The 17,887-nt window shown below is 36.2% G+C and carries 14 protein-coding genes; 12 read left to right on the forward strand and 2 right to left on the reverse strand.

The features are described from left to right. The first annotated feature begins 97 nt into the window (after positions 1–97). Together EZJ43_RS06485 and EZJ43_RS06490 are read left to right on the forward strand one after the other, a co-directional pair. Positions 98–826 (forward strand): ferritin-like domain-containing protein, encoded by a 729-nt coding sequence (locus tag EZJ43_RS06485; protein ID WP_133261869.1) that lies wholly within the window; start codon positions 98–100, stop codon positions 824–826. 20 nt (positions 827–846) lie between these two features. Further along, a complete protein-coding gene (locus tag EZJ43_RS06490; RefSeq protein WP_133261870.1) occupies positions 847–1,725 on the forward strand; it encodes a ferritin-like domain-containing protein in 879 nt (292 codons plus the stop codon). Between the two features lie 691 nt (positions 1,726–2,416). Here EZJ43_RS06490 and mqnC read toward each other — a convergent pair. After that, the gene (gene mqnC, locus EZJ43_RS06495) at positions 2,417–3,541 is read right to left on the reverse strand and encodes a cyclic dehypoxanthinyl futalosine synthase (RefSeq protein ID WP_133261871.1); all 1,125 of its coding nucleotides are present in this window, start codon (positions 3,539–3,541) and stop codon (positions 2,417–2,419) included. A 156-nt stretch (positions 3,542–3,697) separates the two neighbouring features. Between mqnC and EZJ43_RS06500 the strand changes: the two genes are divergently transcribed. Together EZJ43_RS06500 and EZJ43_RS06505 are read left to right on the forward strand one after the other, a co-directional pair. Next, positions 3,698–4,942, forward strand: a complete 1,245-nt coding sequence (locus EZJ43_RS06500) for a M16 family metallopeptidase (protein ID WP_133261872.1) — start codon at positions 3,698–3,700, stop codon at positions 4,940–4,942. Further along, positions 4,935–6,206 carry a M16 family metallopeptidase gene (locus EZJ43_RS06505; protein WP_133261873.1) on the forward strand — a complete coding sequence of 424 codons (1,272 nt, stop codon included), beginning with the start codon at positions 4,935–4,937 and terminating at the stop codon, positions 6,204–6,206. The genes EZJ43_RS06500 and EZJ43_RS06505 overlap by 8 nt, the downstream gene beginning before the upstream one ends. A 299-nt stretch (positions 6,207–6,505) precedes the next feature. Here the strand turns inward: EZJ43_RS06505 and ppnP are convergent, their stop codons facing one another. After that, complete coding sequence (gene ppnP, locus EZJ43_RS06510) at positions 6,506–6,787, reverse strand: pyrimidine/purine nucleoside phosphorylase (RefSeq protein ID WP_133261874.1); 282 nt, start codon at positions 6,785–6,787, stop codon at positions 6,506–6,508. A gap of 223 nt (positions 6,788–7,010) precedes the next feature. On the opposite strand from ppnP, the gene guaB reads away from it, so the two are divergent. The 8 genes from guaB to trxB all read left to right on the forward strand — a co-directional run bounded on the left by guaB (position 7,011) and on the right by trxB (position 17,841). Continuing rightward, on the forward strand, positions 7,011–8,480 hold the full coding sequence (gene guaB / locus EZJ43_RS06515) for an IMP dehydrogenase (protein ID WP_133261875.1): 1,470 nt from the start codon (positions 7,011–7,013) through the stop codon (positions 8,478–8,480). A 1,225-nt stretch (positions 8,481–9,705) separates the two neighbouring features. After that, positions 9,706–12,291 (forward strand): TonB-dependent receptor, encoded by a 2,586-nt coding sequence (locus EZJ43_RS06520; protein ID WP_133261876.1) that lies wholly within the window; start codon positions 9,706–9,708, stop codon positions 12,289–12,291. Between the two features lie 341 nt (positions 12,292–12,632). Beyond that, entirely contained in the window at positions 12,633–13,226 is a 594-nt protein-coding gene (locus EZJ43_RS06525) for an LOG family protein (RefSeq protein ID WP_133261877.1), read from the forward strand. A gap of 59 nt (positions 13,227–13,285) precedes the next feature. Then, complete coding sequence (locus EZJ43_RS06530; protein WP_133261878.1) at positions 13,286–13,747, forward strand: MaoC family dehydratase; 462 nt, start codon at positions 13,286–13,288, stop codon at positions 13,745–13,747. A gap of 219 nt (positions 13,748–13,966) precedes the next feature. Continuing rightward, positions 13,967–15,595, forward strand: a complete 1,629-nt coding sequence (locus EZJ43_RS06535) for an acyl-CoA carboxylase subunit beta (protein WP_133261879.1) — start codon at positions 13,967–13,969, stop codon at positions 15,593–15,595. Positions 15,596–15,624: 29 nt separating this feature from the next. Then, entirely contained in the window at positions 15,625–16,170 is a 546-nt protein-coding gene (locus EZJ43_RS06540) for a preprotein translocase subunit SecA (protein WP_133261880.1), read from the forward strand. A gap of 79 nt (positions 16,171–16,249) precedes the next feature. After that, a complete protein-coding gene (locus tag EZJ43_RS06545) occupies positions 16,250–16,735 on the forward strand; it encodes a DUF3060 domain-containing protein (protein ID WP_165953094.1) in 486 nt (161 codons plus the stop codon). A 149-nt stretch (positions 16,736–16,884) separates the two neighbouring features. Then, complete coding sequence (trxB, locus tag EZJ43_RS06550; protein WP_133261882.1) at positions 16,885–17,841, forward strand: thioredoxin-disulfide reductase; 957 nt, start codon at positions 16,885–16,887, stop codon at positions 17,839–17,841. The last annotated feature ends 46 nt before the right edge of the window (positions 17,842–17,887 follow it).

The raw sequence follows: 17,887 nt of genomic DNA on the forward strand, positions 1-17,887 counted from the left end.
CTCATTATTAAAAAAAATGAAATATTCAAAAACCAAGTTGAAATTTGTCACGTATATATCAGCAAAACTTAGTAAAAAACCTCTAAACATTAAGAAAATGAAAAACAATGAATTACAAAATTTAGACGAGCCGAAAGAAACAAGCTTTGCTAATAAAACTCTTGGAAGAAGGTCATTTCTTCAATTTGCTGGAGCAAGCGCTGCAGGTGTAGCCTTACTTGCTGCTGGTTGTAGTAAAGATAGAGGAGACCTAAGTATGCCTACTATGGGAGGTGCTACTTTAGATTTTAAAGATGATTTCGGTGTATTAAACTACGCTTACGCTTTAGAGCAATTAGAAGCTGCATTTTATATTAAAGTTGCTTCTGCATTGCCATCGGCATTTACAACTCAACAAAAAGCATATTTTCAAGATATCCAATTTCATGAGCTTGCTCACAGAGAGTTTTTCAAAAACGCTTTAGGAACAGCTGCAATTGGAAGCTTAGAAGTAGATTTTTCTTCAATCGATTTTACAAGTGCTAGTAGTGTTTTAGCTGCTTCAATGGCCTTCGAAGATTTAGGTGTAGCTGCTTACAATGGTGCTGGTGTGAGAATTAAAACTGATGCTTATTTAACCCTTGCAGGTAAAATTGTATCTGTAGAAGCTCGCCACGCTGCTTATATTAGAGATCAAATATCTAACGGATCATTTGCAGATTTAGGTACGCTAAGTGCTTTAGGGTCTGATAATGCAAATGCACTTGATGGCGCATTAACTCCTGATAAGGTTTTAGCTATTGCTGGTAAATACATCAAAACTAAAATCAACGTAATCAATCTTTAATCTTTAAAACTCGAAAAATCATGAATATCTTAAATATATTAGAAGAAATAGAAAAAGTTGACGGTGAAATCTACGAAAGACTGAGCCCACGACGCAATGCCATGAAAGATTTCTTTAACATGGGCAAAAAAATCTCATTAGCTGCTTTACCTTTAGCAATGGGTTCAATGTTTCAAAAAGCATACGGACAAACAAATCCATCAAGTGTAACTGATGTATTAAACTTTGCCTTAGCATTAGAGTATTTGGAATTTAATTTTTACGATCGTGCATTATCAGTTGCAAACTCAACTTATATTCCTACAGGAGCACCAAGAAATGCAATCACAACAATCCGCGATCATGAGAAAGCACACGTTGCATTGTTTAGAGGCGCTTTGAAAATAGCTACAACTGACGCTCCAGCTTATACTTATGCAGATTACGATTTTACTGCAGGTGGTGCATTCGGTGATGTTGATACAAATTATAGCACTTTCTTAAAGGTAGCATTAGCTTTCGAAGATACTGGTGTTAGAGCATTTAAAGGCCAAGCTACAATTTTAAAAGGTATGCCTGTTTTGACAACTGCTTTACAGGTTCACTCGGTAGAGGCACGTCACGCATCACATATCCGTCAAATGGTATCGGCAAATGTTGTAGGTGCAAGTGGATTGAAACCTTGGATTGCTTACACACCTAACGGTAATGATACTGGTGTCGCTGGTGTAAATGATTCTTATAAAGGTGAGGAAAATACTAAGCAAGCAGGTATCGAAATTATTGGTATAAACGGTTTTGCAGGTGTTACCCAAACAATTGCAGCTGAATCTTTCGACGAAACTTTGATGGGATCAGATGTTAAGAAAATTGCAAACTTGTTCATCAAAACAGCAAATAAAAAATTCCCAGTAACGTAATAAAAATTTAAGCATGTAAATGTTTAGTTTAAGGTAGGGGGCAAAACTTAGGTTTTGCTCCCTTTTTTTGATCAAGATTTTCAGTATTTTGAATATCAGCGTTTTCATAAAAAATTACTAACACTAGTAGGTTTGTTGCAGTTAAGAGTTAGTGACTTTTGACTATTTCCAGCCTGGTAGTTGTGGTTGTAAAGTTACTAACGCTGATAGCTAGGTGTTAATTAGCGTTAGTAACTTTTGCTAATTTCCATCAAATATAATTTTTGTTTCAAAGTTCCTAACGCTGATAGGCAAATAGTACTCAGCGTTAGTAACTTTTGCCTAATTTTCATCATTTTTATTATTGTTATAAAGTTCCTAACTCAGATAGGCATGTAGTACTTAGCGTTAGTAACTTTTGTGTAATGTCCATCAAATTTTGAAAACCAGGGTTAAGCTTTTCAATTATTGGCAGTCCCGTTTTATGCTTAATTTTTTTAGTAGAAAAAACTAAAATGCGTACGGGCAGGGATACCGCTACAACCGGGTTTAATTAGGTTAGGTAAATACATCAAACTTGAACCTGTTGCTGGTAAAATTTATTTAATTAAGCTAATTTTAGTAATCGAAAATTGCAAGTTTTTTACTTTATTCACTTTCGGTAAGAATGAGTGAAAAAATTCACTAAGTCACTAATTCACCCACTAACTAATTAGTAAGTAATCACTTGTTCTTCTAAATGCTCGGGTAAATCTCGGTAGTTATATTTTTGTCCACGAAGTTGAGGTACAAAACCTGCATCTTTAATAGATTGTTGTATGCCATTTGCCGTAAAACGATGTGGCGCACCAGCAGCCGACACTACATTTTCTTCAATCATAATTGACCCAAAATCGTTTGCTCCAGCATGTAAACAGATTTGTGCGGTCGCTTTACCAACCGTTAACCAACTTGCTTGTATGTTTTTAACATTAGGCAGCATGATACGGCTCAAAGCAATCATTCTTATATATTCGTCTGATGTTACATTATTGCTAATGCCACGTAAGCGTTTTAACAAAGTTCCATCATCCTGAAAAGGCCAAGGAATAAATGCTAAAAATCCATTTGCATCAGCAGGTTTTTCACTCTGTACCTGTCTAATCCAAACTAAATGCTCAAAACGCTCTTCAATGGTTTCTACGTGGCCAAACATCATCGTTGCAGAAGTGGTAATGTCCAATTGGTGGCAAGCACGCATTACATCAAGCCATTCCTGTCCGCCACATTTGCCTTTGCTAATTAAACGCCTAACCCGATCATTCAAAATTTCGGCACCAGCACCGGGTAAACTATCCATTCCAGCGTCTTTTAAAGCGCTTAAAACTTCGGTGTGGCTTATGCCTTCTAGTTTTGCAACGTGTGCAATTTCTGGCGGACCTAAAGCATGTAGTTTTAAATCGGGATATAGTTCTTTAAGTTTTCTAAATAAATCAGCATAAAATGATAAACCTAAATCTGGATGATGCCCCCCTTGAAGCAATAATTGATCGCCACCTAAACGAAAAGTTTCTTCAATTTTAACTTTATAGGTTTCAATATCAGTGATATAACTATCCTCGTGGCCAGGGCGACGAAAGAAATTACAGAATTTACAGTTGGCAATACAAACGTTTGTAGTGTTTACATTACGGTCTATTTGCCAAGTTACTTTACCACTCGGAACTTGAATTTTTCGAAGCTCATTTGCCACAAACATAAGCGATGGCGTATCGGCATTATGGTATAGGTAAACACCTTCTTCTTGACTTAAAAATTCGAAATTTAAAGCTCGCTGTAATAGATCCGCTGTATTCATATTACAAAGATATGGAAATGGTTTGTTGGTTGTTTGGTGTTTTGGTTTGTTGGATGTAAAATATGGCCTTTTTGGCAATTTGCAACGCTAAACAACTAACAAACCAAAAAACAAACCAACGAAAATAATATCTTTGCCACTTTCTAAAAATTAATAATGGTAAATTTCAATCGCTTTACGCTTGTCAATGGATTAAAAGTTTTGGTTCACGAAGATCCAACAACGCCAATGGCAGTTTTAAATATTTTATATGATGTTGGTGCAAGAGATGAGGAGGCCGATAAAACTGGTTTTGCACATTTATTTGAGCACTTAATGTTCGGTGGATCGGTAAATATTCCAAGTTATGATGAGCCTTTGCAAAGAGTTGGAGGGGAAAACAACGCTTTTACCAGTAACGATATTACCAATTATTACATCACTTTGCCAGCCGAAAATTTGGAAACTGCTTTTTGGTTAGAAAGTGATCGAATGTTAAACTTGGCTTTCTCTGAAAAGAGTTTAGATACACAGCGAAATGTAGTAAGCGAAGAATTTAAACAACGGTATCTTAATCAGCCTTATGGCGATGTATGGTTAAAACTTCGCCCGTTGGCCTATAAAAAGCATTCGTACCAATGGGCAACAATTGGTAAGGAATTATCGCATATAGAAAACGCAACTATGGATGATGTTAAAGCTTTTTTCAAAAAGCACTACAATCCACAAAATGCAATTTTAGTTGTTGGTGGAAATGTAAAAACAGAAGACGTAAAAAAACTTGCTGAGAAATGGTTTGAACCTATCCCGGCAGGAAATAAATACAATAGAAATTTAATTCAAGAAGAGCACCAAACCGAAGCCCGTTTTGAAACTATTACCGCTGATGTGCCTTTAAATGCAATTTATATTGCTTTTAAAATGCCAGAAAGATTAAGCGTAGATTATCATGTTTATGATCTTTTGTCTGATGTTTTATCAAGCGGAAAATCTTCGCGATTGCACAATAGCTTATTAAAAGAGCAAAAGTTGTTTAGCGAAATTAATGCCTACATTACGAGTAGTTTAGATGCGGGTTTATTCATCATCGAAGGTAAATTAGTAGAAGGTGTAACCATACAAACCGCAGAAAAAGGGATTTGGGCTGAGTTGGAAAAATTGAAGCAAGATGCCGTTAACGAATCCGAATTGGCTAAAATTCAAAATAAAGCAGAATCGGTAATGGTGTTTTCTGAAATGAATTTATTGGATAAGGCTATGAATTTGGCTTATTACGAATTGTTGGGCGATGCCATGCTGATGAACGAAGAAACTCAAAAATATTTAGCGGTAACAGCCGATGACCTCAAGAGAGTTTCGGAAAAAATGTTTACTAAAGAAAGCTCATCTACTTTATATTACTTAACAAAACAAAATGCTTAATCGAACCCAAGCACCTGATTTTAAGCAGGTAAGTCAAATAGATTTTATTCATCCAACAAAAAATAATTTAGACAACGGCATTCCTGTTTATACGCTTTTTTCTGATAATCAAGATATTGTGCGAATCGAGTTTATATTCGATAATGTTAATTGGGATAAAAGTAAGCCGTTACAGGCACTTATTACGAACACGATGATTAACAACGGCACAAAAAAGTTTACTGCCAAAGAAATTGCCGAGCGTATAGATTTTTATGGCGCGTTTTTTCAAACAGATTATGCTCAAGATCAATCTTCGGTTACGCTGTACAGTTTAAATAAACATTTGCCATTTGTGTTGCCTATTGTAAAAAATGTACTTACGGATAGTCAATTTCCACAGCAGGAACTTGATATATTTTTGCAAAATCAAAAACAAAAATTTCAGGTTAATTTAAAGAAAAACGATTTTGTGGCGCGTAAAACGTTTAGCCACACACTTTTTGGAGATACAATTTATGGCGTTAATACAAGTTTAACTGATTATGACGCTGTTAACCGACTTGATTTGGCAGATTATTTTGCGAAAGCTTATAATCCATCAAATTGTACGCTTGTAATTGCAGGTAAATTTGATAGTGAAGCTTTTGAATTATTGAACGAAACGTTTGGTAAAGGCTGGGAAAAACAAAATTCGGTTGAGAATAAATTTGCTTTGCAGGCTCATTTTAACGAGAAAATTTATGCTGAAAGAGCTGATGCTTTACAATCTGCAATAAGGATAGGTAAACTATCCATCAATCGAAATCATGTAGATTTTCCGGGTTTTCAAGTTTTGAATACGGTTTTTGGTGGTTATTTTGGATCGAGATTAATGGCTAATATCCGTGAGGAAAAAGGTTATACTTATGGAATTGGCTCGGGTATAGCTTCCTTAAAAAATGCAGGTTATTTCTTTATTGCTACTGAAGTTGGCGCAGAAGTTTGCGGTGATGCATTGACCGAAATTTATAAGGAAATTGATATATTAAAAACTGACTTAGTTGGCGAAGATGAACTTAATTTAGTGCGCAACTATATGTTAGGTTCTATGTTAGGGAGTTTAGAAAACATATTTTCTCATGCTGATAAATTTAAAAACATCCATTTTTCAGGTTTGGGTTATGATTATTATGAAACTTACATCAAGACAGTTAAAAATATTTCATCTGGCGCAATTAAGGATTTAGCGAACAAATATTTGGGTACCGAAAACTTTGTAGAGGTTGTAGTAGGGAAGAGGTAAAAGGATTGCATTGGAAAAGGAGAGGGCTCAAATTTTTTAAAATTTAAGCCCTCTTTTTGTTTTTATCACTTATCGTCTTTCCCGCTTGCCTGTCCGGCAGGCAAGCAAAAGCGGGAATCCTAATGCGAAAGAAAAACCTGTTGCTTTAAGATTCCCTATCGAGTAGGGAATGACAACTTCCCGACTGGATTTGGCTAACATGATTTTAGACGTACGTGTCAGAAAATATTTTACGTTTTTCTTTGGTAATCTAGTGGTTAATCTTTCTCTGTGTGCGCTGTGGTAAAACCGAAATATATCTATCTATATTGACATAAATAAGCTGTCTGCACTTCTGCTCTTACTTTGAAAGATGAATTTGCCTCAACTTCAAACGAAGTGCCTGATTTAAAAGATTTCCACTCGGTTTGGTTTGGTAACAGTGCAATTAATTCGCCTTCTACAACGTGCATAATTTCTTTATTTGCAGTTCCAAACTCATATTCGCCTGGATTTATTACGCCAACGGTCGATTTGCCTTCTGCTGTTTCGTATCCTAAAGATTTTACGTTTCCGTCGAAATATTGATTTTCAGTTATCATTTTTAGTTTTAGTTTATTGTTTTACAATGATAAATAATCACATCTAATAATGGTGAATTTTTAAGCGCAAAATATAATAAAAGCGCACAACAACTATAGCGTTATAAAATGATAGAAATAAATTAAGTTTAGCATATTAATCAGTACAATTTCAAATATTTCTTTATTATATCACGATATTTATTATCTTTGCCTCGCAAATAAGCCCCCATAATTTATTTGTATGCAACTCGACCCCCAAAAATTTATCGCAACTGGTTTAACGTATGATGATGTACTTTTAGTACCCGCATATTCTGAGGTTTTACCGCGTGATGTAAATACAACTACCTTTTTAACGAAAAAAATAAAGCTTAACGTTCCATTAATTTCTGCAGCGATGGATACCGTTACTGAGGCGGAACTAGCCATTGCAATTGCCCAAAACGGTGGTATTGGTATGTTGCATAAAAACATGACGATTGCCAGACAAGCGGAAGAAGTTAGAAAGGTTAAACGTTCTGAAAGTGGAATGATCCAAGATCCGGTAACTTTATTAGAAACCGCCGTTGTTGCCGATGCTTTCAAGATTATGAAGGAGCATAAAATTGGCGGTATTCCGGTAGTTAGCAATGATAATAAACTAGTTGGTATCATCACCAATCGCGATTTGCGCTTTCAAAAGAATATGGCTACACCGATTGCCGACATCATGACTAAAGATAATTTAATCACGGCGCCAGAAGGCACGACACTTGTTCAAGCAGAAGAAATTCTTCAAAATCATAAAATAGAAAAACTTCCAGTCGTAAATAAAGATGGTTATTTGAGTGGTTTAATTACGTTTAGAGATATTTCAAATGTAAAAACCTATCCTAAAGCTTGTAAAGATGAACGTGGTCGTTTACGTGTTGGCGCTGCGGTTGGCGTAACTGCCGATACTTTGCAACGGGTGGATGCTTTGGTTCACGCAGGTGTTGATGTAATTACAATTGATACGGCACATGGTCACACAAAAAATGTTGTCGATAAATTAAAGGAAGTAAAAGCAAAATATCCTGATTTACAAGTTATTGTAGGGAATATAGCAACAGGTGCAGCGGCGAAATTTTTAGCTGATGCTGGTGCCGATGCTGTTAAAGTTGGTATCGGTCCGGGTTCTATTTGTACCACAAGAATTATTGCCGGTGTAGGTGTTCCTCAATTATATGCGGTTTACGAATGCGCAAAGGCTTTACAAGGTACAGGTGTTCCGGTAATTGCCGATGGTGGTATTAAACACACTGGCGATATTGCGAAGGCAATCGCATCTGGAGCAAGCACAGTAATGGCAGGTTCATTATTTGCGGGTGTTGAAGAATCTCCAGGTGAAACCATTATCTACGAAGGAAGAAAATTTAAGTCTTACCGAGGAATGGGTTCAATCGAAGCAATGGAGCAAGGATCTAAAGATCGTTATTTCCAAGATGTTGAGGATGATATTAAAAAATTAGTGCCAGAAGGAATTGTAGGGCGTGTGCCTTATAAAGGTACATTGGCAGAAGTGATGTATCAATATATCGGTGGTTTGCGTGCAAGCATGGGCTATTGTGGCGCAGCGAATATTGAGGCTTTACAAAATGCACAGTTCGTTCAAATTACTACCGCAGGTATGCGCGAAAGTCATCCACATGATATTACAATAACTAAAGAAGCACCGAATTATACGAGATAGGGGTTGAGGATGAGGTTGAGGTTGAGACTGAGGGTTTTCCACTGTGTCGTCCTTTCGAGCGAGTTCTTCACGAGGAGAAATCTATTGAAGCAATAAAATATTTAAGGCCTGTCGATATCGATAGCCCTTTTTTTCGAAAGTTATCGGATGAATAAATGCTGCAATTTTCTCACCGTGTCGTCCTTTCGAACGAGTTCTTCACGAGGAGAAATCTATTTAAGCAATAATATATTTAAGGGCTGTCGACATCGATAGCCCTTTTTTTCGAAAGTTATCGGATGAATAAATACTACAAGTTTCTCACTGTGTCGTCACTTCCCAACTACGGCAGGCAGGCGAACGAATTATTCATGAGAAGAAGTCTGTTAGTTTATTTGCAGTAGCTAAACTAAAGCTGTGCACAAAAACTTAGAGATATCTCGTCGCTACGCTCACTCGATATGACGGCAAACTAAGCTAAAACGGTCTTTTCAAACTGCACCATGCAGGCGAATGAATTTCCCATAAGGAGAAATTTTTTCACTGTGTCGTCCTTTCGAACGAGGTCTTCACGAGGAGAAATCTATTTAAGCAATAATATATTTAAGGGCTGTCGACATCGATAGCCCTTTTTGTTCGAAAGTTATCGGATGAATAAATACTACAAGTTTCTCACTGTGTCGTCACTTCCCAACTACGGCAGGCAGGCGAACGAATTATTCATGAAGAGAAGTCTGTTAATATATTTGCAGTAGCTAAACTAAAGCTGTGCACAAAAACTTAGAGATATCTCGTCGCTACGCTCACTCGATATGACGGCAACTTAGGCGCATCCCTTTGGGACATTCGCTATGACGGCAACGCAAGCTAAAATTGTTTTTTCCTAACTACACTATGCCGGCGAATGAATTTTCAGTGAGGAGAAACATCAAAAAATTCAGTCTATATTTTTTCCTTAAATCTCCCTTCTATTTTATTTTTTATTCCGTCCCAACTTCACAATTTAACTTAAAATAACGAAATAAAATTCCGTAAATACTTTTTTTTAATATATTTGCCTACTAAATCGATAGATATTATATACTTAATAAAAAGTAGGCTATAGAATGATTTAATAAGTGTTTGTAAATCAGTTTTAAAGCATTCATAAAGCGTTAAAAATTATTAAAATCTATTTGAAATCGTAAAAATAAATTACAGAAAATCAAGACTAGTTTACAATTAAGCAGAAAGAAAATTAAAAAAAATGAAAAAAAAATTACTTATCATCTTAACAATCATCATCTCTGCAAAATTTACGTTTGCACAAACCCAAAATTTAGTAAAAGGAACGATAAAGCGTAGCGACGGCACACCGGTTGCGCGTGCTACGATTAAAATTAGAGGCACGCTTAAGTCTGTAAGCGCCGATGACAATGGACAATTTAGTATAAATGTGAATCAAGAACCTCCGTTTTATCTCCAAATAAGTTCAGTTGGTTTTAAACCGCAAGATTTTCAGATTTTAAAATTTCAAGAAGCACCTCTAGATTTTGGTTTGATTGAAAATGATCAACTGGACCAAATTGTGGTAACTTCCAGAAGACGGTCTGAGGTTTTGCAAGATGTACCAATTCCAATTACCGTAATTGGTGGTCAGGCAGCAGAAAATGCAGGTGCTTTTAACGTTAACCGACTAAAAGAATTGGTTCCATCCGTACAATTATATGCGTCAAATGCTCGAAATACTACTTTGAACATCAGAGGTCTGGGTTCAACTTTTGGTTTAACAAATGATGGTATTGATCCTGGTGTCGGTTTTTATGTCGATGGTGTGTATCAAGCAAGACCCGCCGCAACCTCAACGGATTTCATCGATATTGATCAAATTGAAGTTATTAGAGGTCCGCAAGGTACTTTATTTGGTAAAAACACCACTGCTGGCGCTTTTAATATCACTACAAAAAAACCTAGTCTAGTGCCTAGTGGTAAAGTTGAACTTGGTTTTGGTAATTACAATTTTATTCAAGCAAAAACTTCTATAACGGGTGGCCTAGCGAAGAATTTAGCAGCAAGGTTATCCATTTCTGGTACGCAACGCGATGGTACAATTTACAACACAAAAGAAGAGCGCAATTACAGCGGTCAAAATAATTTAGGCTTTAAAGGGCAACTTTATTATACGCCATCAGATAAAATATCGCTATTGCTGAGTAGTGATGTGAGTGTTCAACATCCGTCGGGCTACCCACTGGTAATTGCAGGAGTAGCCACAACAGAAAGAAGTGCATATAGACAATACGCACAAATTCTTACTGATTTAGGTTACAGCCAACCAAAAGTTGATCCTTTTTCTAGAGAAATCAACACCAATACACCTTGGAAACACAATCAATCAATCGGTGGACTTTCGTTAAACGTGGATTATAAAATCGGCAACGGAACATTAACATCCACTACTGCATGGCGGTTTTGGAATTGGGACCCAACAAACGACAGAGATTTTTCAGAACTTTCTGCACTCACAAAATCTCAAGGAAATTCTCGCCACGACCAATATTCGCAGGAGGTTAGGTACGCTGGAAATATTAATGATAAATTAAGTGGCGTAATTGGACTGTTTGCCTTGGCGCAAAATTTAAAAGGATTAGATCAGACTGAAGAAGTTGGTAAAGATCAATGGCGATTTGTTCAGACCAGCAGTACGGGTACTCAGGCTTTGTATTCAACCCCGGGCTTGTTAGATGGTTATGGAATTAAGACAAATTCTGCAATCAAATCACTAAGTGCAGCGGTTTTTGCGCAGGTAGATTGGGAGTTTTTAGATCATTTTCATGTTTTACCGGGTATTAGGTTTACTTATGATCAAAAAAATGTTGATTACAGCCGCACAACTTATGGTGGTTTACAAACTGCAGATGCTAATTTGATTGCGCTAAAAAAAGCAGTATATAGCAATCAGCAATTTAATACCAATGTAAATAACAATAATTTATCAGGCAATATAACTGTAGCTTATAAACCAACAGATAAAGTTAATGCCTACGGAACTTTTTCTACGGCATATAAGCCAGTTGGCGTTAACGTTGGTGGCTTACCAACAACCTCAACCGGCGAAGCTGATTTAAGTTTGGCCGTGGTAAAACCAGAATATGTGAAACACTATGAAGTGGGCATAAAAACCAAACCCGTAAAAGGCGCAATTTTTAATCTATCTATTTTTAATACGGATATTACCGATTACCAAACCAATGTACAATCGCCACAATTGGGCGTTAATCGAGGTTATTTAGCCAATGCAGAAAAGGTAAATGTTAAAGGTTTTGAAGTTGATGGTACATACCAATACGAACGATCGTTTACTCTAAATGCTGCCGTTGCTTATCTTGATGGCAAATATGAGAAATTTACCAATGCACCGCTACCCTTAGAAGAAACTGGGCACACAGAAATTATTAACGGCGTTTCCACTCAAATTGCTTTTAAAGATGCATCAGGTGGTGCTTTGCCGGGCATTTCTAAGTGGAATTTTTCGGGTGGCGCAGAATATAGCATTAAAGGAAAATTAAGTACAAAAGAAGGTAGATATTTTTTAGCAAGCGATGTGAGTTACCGCTCTACATATTCTTCTAACCCTACGCCTTCTAATGTGCTAAAAATTAACGGTTATTCGCTTTTAAATGCAAGGTTTGGATTTAAATCAGACAAATTTTCGCTGTTTATTTGGAGCAGAAATTTAGGGAACGCAAAATATTTTGAGCAATTGCAAGCCGCTGCAGGTAACTCGGGTTTATATGCAGGCGTACTCGGCGATCCTAGAACGTTTGGCGTAACTTTTCGCTATAACTTTTAAATTTTCTGCAGCATTTTCGATTTAAAGGAGTAGCGTGATGCTATTCCTTTTTTTGTTGCTATATATTTGGTCTGCATCGCTTTTGAACAGTAAGTAATTGTATGAATTTTCTGCCGATGTCTTATTTTCCTATTGGCTCTTCAAGAGTAGAAATCTTTGGTGCGCCAAATGAAATGATTTCTTAGCAATTTAAATTTGCATTGATTTAGGTATAAGTATTAAGTTTTTATGATTTGATCGGCTTCCAAAAAAAAGAGACAACCTATTATTTTACATTGCTTTCGCCATTTAAACTTTATATAGCACGGATAAAATCTTAACTTCGATAAATTTTTTTGGAAATGAATAGACTAAAATCAGTTTGCGTTTACTGTGGTTCTAATTTTAACGGCGATGAAAACCTACGAAATGCCATAAAACAACTTGCGCAAACTTTGGTAACAAAAAACATTACTATGGTTTACGGTGGTGGTAGCGTGGGTGTAATGGGCGTTATAGCCAATGATATATTAAATCTTGAAGGAAAAGTTACAGGAGTTATTCCTCAGTTTTTAATGGATAAAGAAGTTGGGCATGCTGGAATAACCGAAATGATTGTGACGGAAAACATGCATCAACGGAAACAGAAAATGGCCGATTTATCTGACGGTTTTATCATTTTACCTGGTGGTTTTGGTACTTTAGAAGAATTTTTTGAAGTATTAACTTGGTTACAATTGGGTTTGCATAGCAAACCAATCGGCGTACTAAATGTAGATGGTTTTTACGATCCATTATTCGCCCAAATGGATTTAATGGTACAAAATAGATTTTTAAAACAAGCCAATAAAGATTTGGTTTTTAACGAGTCAGATGCATCAGTTTTAATTGAAAAAATGGACAACTTCTCGGCTAAACCTGATGATGTTTGGTTTAGAGATAGAAATTTAGTTTAAGAAAAAATATAGTTAACGCTCAAACGAAATAGTAAATAGACCTATAAAAAAAGATCGAAATGCAAATTATTACCAGTCACGCAGAATTTGAGCAACACCTTGGCAAAGAGTTAGGCGTTTCATCATGGCTTACCATAACACAAGAACAGATTAATAAATTTGCTGATGCTACGTTAGATCATCAATGGATTCATGTTGATGAAGAAAGAGCCCAAAATGACGGTCCATTTAAAGCAACAATAGCCCACGGATATTTAACACTTTCTTTAATCCCATTTTTATGGAAAGAGATTGTGGATATTCGAAATTTAAAAATGGAGATTAACTACGGTATCGAAAATTTACGTTTTGCACAAGCAGTAACCGTAAATAGCCGTGTAAGGTTAAAAGCTAAACTTGCTTCGATAATAAATTTACGTGGTGTAACAAAAGTGAACATGAGCATAGAGATGGAAATTGAAGATCAAAAAAAATCAGCATTTGTTGGCGAAGTAGTTTTCTTGTATCATTTTATTTCGTAGTTGTAAAAATTTAAAACATAAAGTTAAAAAATGGATGTTGGGATGAGAAATCACAACATCCATTTTTTTATTCATTTGCATTTTTCTCCTCCAAAAAGTTGTATTTTATTTTGATCCTTTTGGTTAAAATAAAACTAAGTAAGTAAATATCTCTGCGCGGTGTACCCAAAACCAATTTGGTCAATCTATTTATTCTAAAATAAAATTTAAATTGCCAGCATGAATATCGAATTCAATAAAAATGAGGATGTAAACAAGCAAATGGTTTATGAGCTTAATCACAAACTCAAGAAAATATATTTGGGTGGGGGAGAAAAAAACGCAGCAAAACAAAAAGCTAAAGGTAAATTATTGGCTCGGGAGCGGATAAATTATTTAATTGATGAAGGGTCGAATTTTTTAGAAATTGGTGCCTTTGCCGCCGATGGAATGTATGCAGAAGAAGGAGGATGCCCCGCAGCAGGTGTAGTTTGTGGTATCGGTTACGTAAGCAAGAGACAATGTATGATTGTGGCCAACGATGCAACAGTTAAAGCTGGCGCTTGGTTCCCGATGACGGCCAAGAAAAATTTACGTGCACAAGAAATTGCAATGGAAAACCGTTTGCCAGTAATTTATTTGGTTGATAGTGCTGGCGTTTATTTACCCATGCAAGACGAAATTTTCCCTGATAAGGAACATTTTGGTAGAATGTTTCGCAATAACGCAATCATGTCTTCAGAAGGGATTGTGCAAATTTCGGCAATAATGGGTGCTTGTGTAGCAGGTGGTGCTTATTTGCCAATTATGAGCGATGAAGCCATGATTGTTGAAGGTACTGGTTCTGTATTTTTAGCCGGATCTTACTTAGTAAAATCGGCCATTGGCGAAGAAGTAGATAACGAAACTTTAGGTGGTGCAACTACGCATTGCGAAATATCGGGCGTTACCGATTACAAACACCCAAATGATGAAGCTTGCTTAGCTAGTATTAAAAATATTATGAGCATGCTCGGTGCGCCACAAAATGCTGGTTTCGATCGGGTAAAATCACTTAAGCCAAAAGAAAATGAATTAGATTTATATGGTATTTTGCCCGATAGTAGAGAAAAGCCTTATGAAATGATGGATATTATTAATCGTTTGGTTGATGGATCGGAATTTGAAGAGTATAAGCAAGGTTATGGACAAAGTATAGTTTGTGGTTTAGGTAGGATAGATGGTTGGGCAGTAGGTATCGTTGCCAATCAGCGTAAGGTTGTTAAATCGAAAAAAGGCGAAATGCAGTTTGGAGGTGTTATCTATTCGGATAGTGCAGATAAGGCAGCACGATTTATTATGAACTGCAACCAGAAAAAAATCCCGCTAGTATTTCTACAAGATGTAACTGGTTTTATGGTGGGCAGCAGATCAGAGCAAGGTGGTATTATTAAAGATGGCGCAAAAATGGTTAATGCAGTAGCCAATTCTGTTGTTCCAAAATTTACGATTATTATTGGCAATTCTTACGGCGCGGGCAATTATGCCATGTGTGGCAAAGCTTACGATCCAAGGTTAATTTATGCTTGGCCTACAGCAAAAATAGCAGTAATGGGTGGTGCACAGGCGGCTAAAACCTTGTTGCAAATAAAACAGTCTTCTTTAAAAAATAGTGGCGAAGAGATTACCCCCGAAAAAGAAGCAGAAATGCTTAAAGAAATAACAGATAAATACAATAGTCAAACCACACCGTATTATGCAGCATCCCGGCTTTGGGTTGATGGTATAATTGATCCTCTGGAAACGCGGAAGGTAATTTCGATGGGCATAGCGGCAGCAAACCAATCGCCCATTACAAAGAAATTTAATGTAGGAATTATACAAACCTAAATAATTGCAAAAATTTAGAAACTTTTATTATGTTCGGTTTATTTGGTAAAAAAGAAAAAAGCTTAAAGGTTATTGATAATGTTTGGATAACAGAACAAGCAAAATTTGCAGCCTGCGTAGCGCATAAGAAAAATAATGCTAAAGTGATTTTTGTGGCCTGGTTTGAAGAAACAAAAAACAAGCTTCACGATTTCTTTTTAGAGAACGGAATTGAAGATCAGATTTATTTAGCCGATCGCTTGAGTATTCCACAACAAGATAGTGAATTGATTTTTGTAGAACATCATCCGCTAAGAGCTGAAGAGGAGCGAAAAGCTACAGAATTTGGAGTGAGCGAAATCACTGTTTTTTCTTCAATTTCTGAACCTCTTTTTAAGTTGTTTGGTGGCGATAGAATTGCAGAAATGATGCAGAAAATGGGGATGAGAGAAGATGAAATTATCCAACATGATATGATCAGCAAATCTATTAAAAATGCGCAAGAAAAAATTGCGTCAAAATCTATTATAAATGGTTCTGGGCGTTCGCAGGGCGATTGGCTATTGAATGTAGGTTTGAATAAAGAAAGTTTTTAATCGTGAAAACAGATCCAGTTTCAATAGTAACTAATTATTAATGGCATGTGGTTTGCTACTATGTGCAAAAATTAATCTAATGAAAAATAAAAATCTAAAGAAAACAACAATTCTTGCTGCGCTCGTAATTTTACCATTTTTGGGCTTCGCTCAAGAAGTAAAAATAGAAGGTGGTAATGTTAAGGTTAAAACCAACGGAACCGTTGTAAAAACAAAGAGTGGTAATGTTAATGTAACTACGAAGGCAACCACAAAAACATCTGTAACATCCAAAACTACCACTCAATCATCTATTAAAAAAATTGTTGGTAATGATCTTAAGCAAACCATTACTTGCAATGGAGAAAATGTAGTTATTATGGGTAACGATAATAACATTACAGTTATCGGCTATGTAAAAAGTTTTAAAGTTACCGGAAACGATAATGTTATTAAACTTGAAAAAGTGATGTCTTTAGTAGTTCTAGGAAGTGATAATAATGTGGTTTACAAAACTAGTTCTAATAAAAATGGATTGGCAATTGTAAGTACAACAGGATCTGACAACGAGATCACGAAAAAATAGGAAAAAAATCTTTTTTAAGCCCATTGCAATTTTTTGTGATGGGCTTTTTTGTTAATAAGTAAACTATGTTGACAATGCTTACTTGTCAATAATTATATAAAGCATTAAATTTGAATTTTTAAATTGTAATTAACAAACACGCAAATATAATGTCACAAGAAAATGAACACGTTCAGTGTTTTATAATAGGTTCGGGCCCTGCGGGATATACTGCTGCTATTTACGCTGCTAGAGCTGATTTAAAGCCACTTATGTACACTGGTATGCAAGCCGGCGGTCAACTTACCAACACTACCGACGTTGAAAATTTTCCAGGCTATCCGCAAGGAATAATGGGGCCAGAAATGATGGAAGATTTTCGTAAACAAGCGGAGCGTTTCGGAACAGATATCCGTTTTGGCTATGTAAGTTCGGTAGATTTTTCGGCCACACCACACAAAATTGTAGTGGATGAAGTTAAAACCATTACCGCCGACACGGTTATTATTGCTACCGGTGCAACAGCGAAATGGTTGGGTTTACCGAGCGAGCAACAATATAATGGTTTCGGAGTTTCTGCATGTGCAGTTTGCGATGGTTTCTTTTTTAAAGGTCAAGATGTTGCCATTGTTGGTGCCGGTGATACCGCTGCGGAAGAAGCAACTTACTTAGCTAAATTATGTAAAACAGTTCATTTATTGGTTCGTAGAGATGAGTTTAGAGCATCAAAAACTATGGTTGCTCGAGTTTTATCTACACCAAATATTATCGTGCATTACAATACCGAGACGAAAGAAATTTTAGGTAATGGAAAAAATGTAACTGCTGTTAAAGTTTTAAATAATGTAACTAATGTAGAAACTGATATAGCAGTTGAAGGTTTCTTCGTGGCCATCGGACATAAACCAAATACCGATATTTTTAATGGTCAGTTAAATATGGATGAAACCGGGTATTTGCTTACCAAACCAGGTTCTACATTAACCAACATTGAAGGTGTTTTTGCCTGTGGAGATGTACAAGATATGTATTACAGACAAGCGGTTACGGCAGCAGGTTCTGGTTGCATGGCTGCGCTTGATGCAGAAAGATATTTGGCAGCAAAAGAGCATCCTGTTACTGCATAATTAAATTTTTTTAGCAAAAATATTAAAGGCTTCTTGATTAATTTCA

Source organism: Pedobacter changchengzhani, assembly GCF_004354365.1.
Lineage (GTDB): Bacteria > Bacteroidota > Bacteroidia > Sphingobacteriales > Sphingobacteriaceae > Pedobacter > Pedobacter changchengzhani.

What these genes read in the sequence shown, in the direction of transcription:
- EZJ43_RS06485 (WP_133261869.1), top strand. Translation starts at nt 98, where the DNA reads ATGAAAAACAATGAATTACAAAATTTAGACGAGCCGAAAGAAACAAGC.
- EZJ43_RS06490 (WP_133261870.1), top strand. Translation starts at nt 847, where the DNA reads ATGAATATCTTAAATATATTAGAAGAAATAGAAAAAGTTGACGGTGAA.
- mqnC (WP_133261871.1), bottom strand. Translation starts at nt 3,541, where the DNA reads ATGAATACAGCGGATCTATTACAGCGAGCTTTAAATTTCGAATTTTTA.
- EZJ43_RS06500 (WP_133261872.1), top strand. Translation starts at nt 3,698, where the DNA reads ATGGTAAATTTCAATCGCTTTACGCTTGTCAATGGATTAAAAGTTTTG.
- EZJ43_RS06505 (WP_133261873.1), top strand. Translation starts at nt 4,935, where the DNA reads ATGCTTAATCGAACCCAAGCACCTGATTTTAAGCAGGTAAGTCAAATA.
- ppnP (WP_133261874.1), bottom strand. Translation starts at nt 6,787, where the DNA reads ATGATAACTGAAAATCAATATTTCGACGGAAACGTAAAATCTTTAGGA.
- guaB (WP_133261875.1), top strand. Translation starts at nt 7,011, where the DNA reads ATGCAACTCGACCCCCAAAAATTTATCGCAACTGGTTTAACGTATGAT.
- EZJ43_RS06520 (WP_133261876.1), top strand. Translation starts at nt 9,706, where the DNA reads ATGAAAAAAAAATTACTTATCATCTTAACAATCATCATCTCTGCAAAA.
- EZJ43_RS06525 (WP_133261877.1), top strand. Translation starts at nt 12,633, where the DNA reads ATGAATAGACTAAAATCAGTTTGCGTTTACTGTGGTTCTAATTTTAAC.
- EZJ43_RS06530 (WP_133261878.1), top strand. Translation starts at nt 13,286, where the DNA reads ATGCAAATTATTACCAGTCACGCAGAATTTGAGCAACACCTTGGCAAA.
- EZJ43_RS06535 (WP_133261879.1), top strand. Translation starts at nt 13,967, where the DNA reads ATGAATATCGAATTCAATAAAAATGAGGATGTAAACAAGCAAATGGTT.
- EZJ43_RS06540 (WP_133261880.1), top strand. Translation starts at nt 15,625, where the DNA reads ATGTTCGGTTTATTTGGTAAAAAAGAAAAAAGCTTAAAGGTTATTGAT.
- EZJ43_RS06545 (WP_165953094.1), top strand. Translation starts at nt 16,250, where the DNA reads ATGAAAAATAAAAATCTAAAGAAAACAACAATTCTTGCTGCGCTCGTA.
- trxB (WP_133261882.1), top strand. Translation starts at nt 16,885, where the DNA reads ATGTCACAAGAAAATGAACACGTTCAGTGTTTTATAATAGGTTCGGGC.